The following is a 1,620-nucleotide window of genomic DNA, read 5'->3' as shown; positions in this document are numbered from 1 at the left end:
GATGACGGCATCGCGCCCGCCGAGCTGGCGGCGGCGCTGCGCGCCTACGCCGGTGGGCATGGCGAGCACGCCGTCCTCGCCGCGCTCTCCGGATCGCGTCTGTTCGTCCCCGTGGTCGCCGTCCTGACCGAAGACGAGACGGTGGACGGGCTGCGCCGCGAGAAAGAGAGTGAGATGGCGCTGCCGACGCTCGTCGGCGACGACGGGCGGCGCGGTGTGCTGGCCTTCACCTCGGCCGAGACCCTCGCCCGCTGGCAGGCGGACGCGCGTCCCGTCGCGGTGCGCGCCGCCCAGGCCTGCCAGGCCGCCATCGACGAGGCCGCCGACGCCTTGGTCATCGACGTCGCGGGCCCGGTGCCGTACGCCATCGAGGGCCCGCGGCTGCGCGTGCTCGCCGATGGCGGCACGATCACCGCCCCGCACGAGGACCCGGAGGTCCTGGCCGCCGTCCAGGAGGCGGCGGGCGACCTGCCGGGGATCACCGGTATCCAGGTACGGCCCGGCACGCAGAGCGACCTGGCGATCCGGCTGCGCCTCGCCCAGGACGCCGACGAGCAGGTGGTCCTGCGCACGGCCGCCGACCGCCTGTCCGAACGCCTGAGCGGCCGTATCTCCGGCGGCGTCGAACTCGGCGTCGTCTTCGCCTGAGATCTCGGCCCCGCCGCCCGGCTCGCGGTTCTCCGGCGCGCCGGGCGGCGGGTGCGCGGTCGTGGCCGCGCCTCGTTAGGCTCGGGACATGCCGACGACGCTGATGATGCAGGACGCCCTGATCCGCCTCACCGAGTACTGGGCGGGGCAGGGATGCGCCATCGTCCAACCGATGAACACCGAGGTCGGCGCCGGCACGCTCAACCCCGCCACCGCCCTGCGGGTCCTCGGGCCCGAGCCGTGGAAGGTCGGCTACGTCGAGCCCAGCGTCCGCCCGGACGACTCGCGGTACGGCGACAACCCCAACCGGCTCCAGACGCACACGCAGTACCAGGTGATCCTCAAGCCCGAGCCGGGCGACGCGCAGGAGCGCTACCTCGGCAGCCTGGAGGCCATCGGCATCGACCTGCGCGCCCACGACGTGCGGTTCGTCGAGGACAACTGGGCCTCACCGGCGCTGGGCGCGTGGGGGCTCGGCTGGGAGGTCTGGCTCGACGGCCTGGAGATCACCCAGTTCACCTACTTCCAGCAGTCCGGCGGCATGCCCCTCGACCCGGTCTCGGTCGAGATCACCTACGGCATGGAGCGCATCATCATGGCGCTCCAGGGCGTCGGGCACTTCAAGGACATCGCGTACGCGCCCGGCCTGTCCTACGGCGAGGCGTTCGGGCAGGCCGAGTACGAGATGAGCCGCTACTACCTCGACGAGGCCGACGTCGAGGCGGGCCGCGCGCTGTTCGCCACGTACGAGGCCGAGGCGCGGCGCATGATCGAGGCGCGCCTGCCGGTGCCCGCGCACTCGTACGTGCTCAAGTGCTCCCAGGCCTTCAACGTGCTCGACGCCCGCGGAGCCGTCGGCACCACCGAGCGGGCCAGCGCGTTCGCCCGCATGCGCGCCCTCGCCCACGACGTCGCGCGGCTGCGGGCCGAGCGCGGTGAGGAGCTCGGCCATCCGCTCGGCGACGCCGCCAC

At 73.6% G+C, this 1,620-nt stretch carries 2 protein-coding genes; both read left to right on the top strand.

Going from position 1 to position 1,620, the window contains the following annotated elements; translation table 11 throughout:
- The coding region (locus ACFFNX_RS49450; protein WP_378213420.1) for an SseB family protein at positions 1-648 on the top strand (648 nt) is incomplete at its 5' end.
- 88 nt (positions 649-736) lie between these two features.
- Positions 737-1,620: glycine--tRNA ligase subunit alpha (locus ACFFNX_RS49445; RefSeq protein WP_378213419.1), on the top strand; the 884-nt coding region annotated here is incomplete at its 3' end.

Origin of the sequence: Actinoallomurus acaciae (genome assembly GCF_042429965.1) — a bacterium.
GTDB lineage: Bacteria > Actinomycetota > Actinomycetes > Streptosporangiales > Streptosporangiaceae > Actinoallomurus > Actinoallomurus acaciae.
Note: the sequence above shows the minus strand (reverse complement) of the source record. Positions and strands in the feature narration are given on the sequence as shown.